Source organism: Flavobacterium sp. WG21, from assembly GCF_000335775.1.
Lineage (GTDB): Bacteria > Bacteroidota > Bacteroidia > Flavobacteriales > Flavobacteriaceae > Flavobacterium > Flavobacterium tructae.
Genome location: NZ_AMYW01000003.1, coordinates 265,373 through 272,492 on the forward strand (window position 1 = coordinate 265,373; position 7,120 = coordinate 272,492).

4 protein-coding genes are annotated in these 7,120 nt (G+C 39.7%); 2 read left to right on the plus strand and 2 right to left on the minus strand.

Annotation, left to right across the window (positions count from 1 at the left end):
• Positions 1–3: 3 nt before the first annotated feature.
• Positions 4–2,787 (minus strand): polysaccharide lyase family 8 super-sandwich domain-containing protein, encoded by a 2,784-nt coding sequence (locus C245_RS0104290; RefSeq protein WP_017495347.1) that lies wholly within the window; start codon positions 2,785–2,787, stop codon positions 4–6.
• A gap of 266 nt (positions 2,788–3,053) precedes the next feature.
• Positions 3,054–4,256, minus strand: coding sequence for a glycoside hydrolase family 88 protein (locus tag C245_RS0104295; RefSeq protein WP_017495348.1), 1,203 nt, complete (start codon positions 4,254–4,256; stop codon positions 3,054–3,056).
• Positions 4,257–4,661: 405 nt separating this feature from the next.
• On the opposite strand from C245_RS0104295, the gene C245_RS0104300 reads away from it, so the two are divergent.
• Complete coding sequence (locus C245_RS0104300; RefSeq protein ID WP_157495775.1) at positions 4,662–5,534, plus strand: AraC family transcriptional regulator; 873 nt, start codon at positions 4,662–4,664, stop codon at positions 5,532–5,534.
• 96 nt (positions 5,535–5,630) lie between these two features.
• Complete coding sequence (locus tag C245_RS0104305) at positions 5,631–6,998, plus strand: amidohydrolase (protein WP_017495350.1); 1,368 nt, start codon at positions 5,631–5,633, stop codon at positions 6,996–6,998.
• Positions 6,999–7,120: the final 122 nt, after the last annotated feature.

Here is a 7,120-nt window from a genome sequence, read left to right on the forward strand (position 1 = left end):
TGTTTATTGTTTTATTAATTTGACGGTTTTCTTTTGTTTGCCTTGACGTATTTCGGCAAAGTATATTCCGGGAGTCCAGTCACTGCCCAGAACGATAGTTTGCCCATAGTCTGATTTTAGGGTGTTGACACGTTTTCCTAAAGTGTCGAACACATTTACAAAAATAGTCTCTCCGGCTTCACCTGTAACATTGATTTTAAAATCAGTTTGGGAAGGGTTGGGAGCAACAATTACTGCTAAATCTTTAGAAGCTTGCCCCGTCGGATCATGAATACCCAATGTGGATGATTTTACGAGTTCGGTTTGAATTGTAAGTCCGTTAATGGTAGCAAAAGTAACTTCTGTATTAGCGCCATTGATAGAGGTGGTTATATTTGAAGCTGGTGCGGCCAATTCCCACTGACCCGCCAACGTTAATTTTACAGGATCTGTTTGTGCCACTCTGTTTAAAATGGAGTTTTGACTGCTAATCTGGCTCCAAGTGTAGGTTTCATTGGAAGCCAAAAGCCCTAAGTTTGGATTGGTGAGACTGACTTTTAATCGGTTTCCGTTGTCTGTTTTTTGCGTCATCACAGCCGCCGGTTTGTTTACACTTACCACTACATCATAAGTAAATACAGTATTTGGAGTAAAAATAACATAACCAAATAGGGCATCCGGCAGGTATTGTACAATGTGCGCCTGACTGTTTTGATGGTAAATTTTAAAGTAAGAAGTAAAATTAGCAGCCAGTTGTTGTGTAGCGGTCTGTCCGCCTTGCAATACGACCGCATATTGAAATTTGGCTGAAACCGGGGCAGTACCATGATTGATATAGGCACTAGTAAAATTACCCGAAGTAGTAGCGGTATTGCTGTTGTTGCGGGAGTTTTGTTCCAATCGGTTAACGGTTATTGCATCAGTATTACTTGAATTTCCGGGAACCACGTAGCCATTGCCTAAAGCATCTGTCGCCCAGAAGGCTCCAGTTTGGGTAAGTGTATAAGTATTGCCTGTAGTGGCCGTACCGTTCACATAAGTTGCTGTTGTTGTATTGGCCAGTGCTGTTTGAAACAAAGTGGTATGAATAGGGTAGGTTCCGTTGGTATCCCGGATATTAGAACCCAGACAAAGAATCATATTTTTGAAGAAAAAATTAGACTTCAAAGCCGTCATTCCGGTAGCCGAATTATAATCTTTATAGTCCATACCAAAAACACCATTATGGTCTAAAGAACCAACTGCCAGAAATGATTTTCCGTTCATCTCCCTCATAGTCCCCGTTTCAAGGATGTTTAGAGGAAGATAAGCAACTGTTGTTCCGGGAAGATGCGACCAATCCCAGCCATTTTCGGAATAACCGTTTGAAACCCGGGTTACAGGAGTACCGGTGGTCAGTAAATCCATAGCACCTGCAGAGGTGTATCTGCCAAAAACATTTTCTGTGGCTGAATCCTCGAAATGCCAGATGTGTTTACTGGTTCCTTTTATGCTTGCCTGAAAGCCATTGTATTTGTGAACGCTCAATCCGGCAAAAGGAAAATTAAATTGTCCTTGGGTTATTTCAGGAAGCGGACTAAGTCCTGCATTTAAAGTTTGCAGTAGATCCATTAAACTACCAGGTGTATGAACTAGTGTGATCGATAAGGCATTTTGTCTCAGTAAATTTGTATTAGCGGTTGCAGAAAGGTTCCAAAGGCGGACAAATTCTCGCCCCGCTTCCAGATTGGCTACAGGATCGGCTACATATAAAAATGCCAGTGCAGGTCGTAAGTCGTTTAGCGCATCAGTGTTGGTGAAGAATCTTCCGGCGAGTCCTAAAGGCATTTCAAAACCTTTACTGAATTTGCTGTAGTTTAAAATGGCATTTTTTAAGTTGCTTTGTGCTTCGGCATTTAATTCATAGGAGGTGTTTTTCAACATCATATTCATAATCGAAGATTGTTGCAGCGCTTCTACTCCGTAGGAATTCGAATAAGCACCTCTGTGATGATAGGTAATAAAATCAGGCTTAATACAATCGTTCCAGCCGTTGCTTATTTTGAGAGCATTGTCGATAAATTGTTTCAGGAAATCCATATCGGTCACTTTTGTAGTTGAAGCATCGTCCTGAGCGAGTACATAACAAAATCGCTGCTGAATGGAAGAACGGATAACGTCAGAATTGAAACCGGGATTGGTGAAATTGAAATTAGGATAATCCGAAGAAATAAAAGCCGTTAAGCTTTTCAGTGCTCCGAGATGATGTGTAAATTCTCCGGCAGCAACTAATTCGTCTTTCATCAAAAAAACGGAAGTTGCATATCCTGAGGAGCGCAAACATATCCCATGACCACTGGTAATCACTTCTTCGGTGGCAGGAATGGAGAGATAAGCAAAATTAGTAGTACTGCTGATGCCTTTAGCTTTCATATAGTTGAAAAGGGTCAAAATAGAATCTCGCAGTGCAGGACTGTGATAATCGGGATTAGGACTGGCAGCTGACCCTTTTAATTGGTACAAAAAGACTAAGCGGATTAGTTTTTGCTCGACCAGAACCTGATACGCAGTCTGATCGGCACTGATGGTAAAATTCCATGCCGGACCAGGATTGGCAAAGTCGTATGCCGAGAGGTTTTTGGCGGCTATACCATTGCTCAGAAAACGGCTGTATCTTTCGTTGACTTCTGTTTTAGAATAATCAAGATTCTCCCCTGTGAGCCAGTTTCGATATTTGACGGCAATCTCGTTTACAACACTCAGCTGAGCGTACGAAAAGTTAAAAACAAAGGCTATTAGCCCGACGGATAAAAGTAATTTTTTGTGCATAAGAGTGGTTATTAATAGATTAGTGGTTAGTAATTTATTGTATTCTTAGCAACTAACCCGCAAGACTTCCAACGGTTAGAATCGGAGGTTTTGCGGGCTTGTAATGAAGTTATTTTTATCAGAAATTATTTTAAGGAAATACCGCCAGAACTGTTTTTCGGCAAACTGTTAATTGTTCGGTGGAGTATTTTTTTGTAATTTCTAAAGTAAAGAACTTCCTGTTTTATTTCCTTTCGCAGACAGATTTTTGCACGAACGGTCTACTTTTAAATTTCTATTTTTTTAAGCGATGCGTATCTTTTCAAAGCTTCGAGATAATAATAATCGGCATAGTCAAGTGGTGTATCAATTTCTGAATTGTATAAAAAGGCGCCCACGCTGTGTTTCAGTAAAAAATAATTGTTTTCACCCGGTTTTGCGAGATAAGCATCAGACGATAAAGATTTTAAAATGGCTTCGGCATAGTTGGCATATTTTTTTCCATCCTTAACCTGAGTACTCAAATCAAGCAATGCTGAAGCGATTACAGCTGCTGCCGAAGCATCTCTGGGAGCAAGTTCAGCAGTGTCCATGGCGTTGTGCACATCAAAATCCCAAACCGGTATTTTGTCTTTTGGCATACGAGGATGATTCATTAGGAAGGCAGCAATATTTTCGGCCTGTTGTAAAAATTTCGGGTTTTTGGTATTAGCATAACACATCGTATATCCATACAATCCCCAAGCCTGACCTCGTGCCCAGGCCGAATCGTCAGTAACTCCCTGATGCGTTCCTTTACGTAATACTTTGCCTGTTTTCGGATCATAATCAACCAAATGGTAGGAACTGAAATCTTTTCTAAAATGGTTTTTTATAGTGGTCAGCGCGTGCGTATTGGCAGCGGTGGCATATTCAGGTTTGTTAAAGGCGCTGGCACTCCAATACAAATATTCAAGGTTCATCATATTATCGATAATCACCGGATAATGCAACCACTCAAAATCCCAGGAACGAATAGCTCCAACTGTTGGACTAAATCGGGCATAAAGATTTGCTGCTCCGTCAGCCAGTGCCGGAAGATAAGTTTTGTCTCCCGTAATTCTGTAAGCATTTCCATAAGAACAGTACAGCATAAAACCTACATCATGAGTGTTTTTTATATTTCGTATAGAATCTAAAGCAAGCGTAAACTTTTTAGCCTCTTCCGCCAGAGCTTTATCCCCGGTGAGTTCATAGCCATACCACAAACTTCCCGGAAAAAAACCGGTAGTCCAGTCTGTTAAACCGGCCAATCTTACCGTTCCGTCAGGATTTACAGAACGCGGATTTTTCCCCGGTTTGTAAGTCTGTGCCGCTTTGTTTAGCTGGAAGCGAATGGTTTCGGTTGTTTTTTTAAACCAAATCAAGGAAGGATCTTCAGGTTTGAGATTGGCAAAGGAGTTTATGGTAATAGCAAAGACTGCTACTAATAAGCCTAGGTTTTTTTTCATTGTTTACTCTTTTAGATTTATAATCTGTTTGTTCTAATGCTTTGATAGAGCGAAGTTAGATTTGAGATTCAAAATCGTCTTTCAGTTTTTATCATAAAACTTTCAAATTTGTGTAAAGAGTCTGTTTTTTACAGAATTAATGAAGGTTTTGAGCTGCTCGGTTTAGGGGGCTGAGTAAAATGTGATTTTGAATTTTATCAAAGCCATAAAAAATAGGTTTAGTAGGTGTTGAAGTATTAGCCACAGATTAATGGATTAAAATGATTAGCAAAAATCTGCTAACCCGAGGGATAGCAAACGGGTTGACCAATCTCCTGAATCTGCGTGAAAAAAAATAAACACAACAGTTTACCTATCGATTAATTGCATAATTTTGAAAATAGTAAACCAACACGATCAATTCCTTTGAGCAAAAATGCGATACCCACTTTGTCTGTTTTAAATATACTTGGCGAGCAAACGTTTGGTATCACCCTGTTTCGGCATAGTGTAAAAGGGCGTAACGAATTCGAGCAGCCTCATAAACACGATTTCTACCTTGTTTTTTTCGTAGAGAACGGTTCCGGATTTCATAGTGTAGATTTTAAACAAACGAGAGTAGAAGATTATCAGATTCATTTTGTGGGAGCCGGACAGGTGCATAATTGGTCACTTGATGTCAATACGAATGGTTTCCAGCTGATGATTTCACCCGCGATCATGACCGTTTTTTCTAATTTGTCGCAGCTGCCTTTTTTCGGACAGAGTTCACCCTTCTGCCTTTCCCTGGATAAGAATGGATTTCAGAATGTTAAAAGCCAGTTGGAGGAAATAGAATCAGATTTAGTTAAAGACGATCTATTGACCAAAGAAATAGTGCTGTTGAGATTGCACTTGCTGTTTAAATTGTTGCAAAAAGAATACGTTTCGCAATTTCCGGATCATGATGTTGCGGCCAAATCAGAAAAAATTATAAAAAAGTTCAAGACACTGATTGAAGATCACTTTACAACCCAATTCTCCGTGAATTTTTATGCCGGAGAGTTGAATGTGACCTCTAATTATCTGAATATTCTCTCCCAAAAATTCCTGAACAAATCGGCTGGCGATGTTATAAAAGAAAGAACCATTCTGGAAGCCAAACGATTGTTGATTAGTACTGACTTATCCGTAAAAGAGATTGCTTATCAGTTGGGATTTAGCGATAATGGCTATTTTGCCAAAGTGTTTAAAAAGTATATCGGAATAACACCGACAGATTTTAAGGAAAATTATAATCTGTACCATTCTTATCATTAATATTCCTGCTCCGGTTTTAAAAAATTAAGTGAATTTTGCAGTTCACCATTATTTCCTGAGAATCAGTTTCTCAAAAATATTTCACACTATTAACCGATGAGCGACAACAAAATAAACCGAAAGCAATTTCTAAGAATGGGAGCCGCAGCAACTGGAGCCGCATTGTTTTCCGGAATAGGCAGTACTGCAATGGCACATTCTCCGGAAGAGCCCGAAAATAGTATAGCCTCTGCTAAAGAATATATTTTAACCAATGTAAGACTGGAAGACGGTTTTGAGTACAATGAAAAAAAAGAAGTAATTGCCACCAAAACCAATTTGTACAATGTACATATTTCAGATGGGAAGATTAAAAATATTACAACTGACAAGCCTGATGGGAAACTAAAAAAAGTAGATGCCAAAGGTCTTTTGATGCTTCCGGGATTGCGTGACATGCACATCCATATTGATAAAACTTTTTACGGCGGAAAATGGAATGCTGCTCCCAGAAAAGGATTTACGGTAAAAGACATGATTACACTGGAACAGAAAATTATTCCGGATTTGCTTGTAGATTCTCAATACAAAGCAGAGCAGGCTATTCAGTTGATGAAAAGTCAGGGGAGTTATTTTGCCCGTTGTCAATGTAATATTGACCCCGTGAGCGGATTAAAAAGTCTGGAGCATTTGTTGAAGGCTTTAGAGAATAATAAAGACAGTTTTGGATGGGAGATTGTGGCTTTTCCGCAGCACGGAATCTTATATTCACAATCAGAACCTTTACTGAGAGAAGCTGCAAAAATGGGAGTAGATTTTATTGGCGGTCTTGACCCTACAACGGTTGATGGAAATATGGAGAAATCACTTGACAGTATGTTCCAGATTGCAATAGACCACAATAAAGGAATCGATATTCATTTGCACGAATCGCCACCTTCAGGAAAATCGGCTATAGAATACATCATTAAAAAAAACGAAGAGAACAAACAATTACAGGGAAAAACTTATATCAGCCATGGTTTTGCATTGGCCAGAATGGATCCGAAAGATTTAGAGGGAATTGCCGAAAAAATGGGAGCACTTGGAATAGGAGTTATTTCGACAGTGCCGATCGGAAAAACCATCATGCCCATTCCTACTTTAAAGAAGTATGGTGTGAAACTAATGACGGGTACCGACAGTATTGTCGACCACTGGATGCCTTTTGGAACCTGCGATATGTTGGAAAAAGCAAAATTATGTGCACAGCTTTATGGCTGGACAGACGAGTACAATTTGAGCCGTGCTTTGCATATCGCCACCACAAACGAGGTGTTGCCGCTTAACGATGCAGGTGTACGCGTATGGCCGGCAGCGGGGGATGATGCGCATTTTATTTTGGTAAAAGCAAGCTGTTCTGCCGAAGCGGTAGCTCGTTTGCCAAAAAGAGAAGGCGTGTTTTTTAAAGGTAAAATGATAGCAGGGCAAATGACCGGCTTGTAAAAAAAATGAAAACGTATTTCTTACCGTCAATAAGCTGACCAGAAGAGATACAGTTGCCTGCAAAAGAATAATGGTTTGGATTTTATATTTAATCTGAATTACAAACAAAAAACAATCAGTAC

Excerpts from the sequence above, each read along its gene's own strand:
- C245_RS0104295 (WP_017495348.1), bottom strand. The coding sequence starts at position 4,256 with ATGAAAAAAAACCTAGGCTTATTAGTAGCAGTCTTTGCTATTACCATA.
- C245_RS0104290 (WP_017495347.1), bottom strand. The coding sequence starts at position 2,787 with ATGCACAAAAAATTACTTTTATCCGTCGGGCTAATAGCCTTTGTTTTT.
- C245_RS0104305 (WP_017495350.1), top strand. The coding sequence starts at position 5,631 with ATGAGCGACAACAAAATAAACCGAAAGCAATTTCTAAGAATGGGAGCC.